Source organism: Secundilactobacillus folii (genome assembly GCF_009720675.1).
GTDB lineage: Bacteria > Bacillota > Bacilli > Lactobacillales > Lactobacillaceae > Secundilactobacillus > Secundilactobacillus folii.
On the sequence record NZ_WNJO01000049.1, the window covers coordinates 1 to 289 of the forward strand.

Annotated in this window: 1 protein-coding gene; it reads right to left on the minus strand. The window is 53.6% G+C overall.

The features are described from left to right. Window positions 1-289, minus strand: a 289-nt coding sequence (locus tag GM612_RS12300) for a hypothetical protein (protein ID WP_425500354.1), incomplete at both ends; no start/stop codon positions are given.

Sequence of the window (289 nt, forward strand, 5' to 3'; positions counted from 1 at the left end):
CTGCACCAGCTGGTTGAACGGTGACGACGTCACCAGGATTGACTGAGGCCTTTGGAATCGTAAAGTCGATCTTACCATCAGTGCCGGCAGTCGTAGTCAGTGGATTACCGTCAGTGCCCTTGATTGGGTCACCATTGGCATTCGTCACTGTGATCGTAGCACCTGGACGAGTCGTCCCGGTTACTTCGTAGCCGTTAGTCGTGGTCGTAACGGTCAGTGGACTAGTTGTGGCTAAGTCTGGAATCGTCACGTCAGCAGTAGTGCCGCCGGAAGCTGGAACAACCTTTAA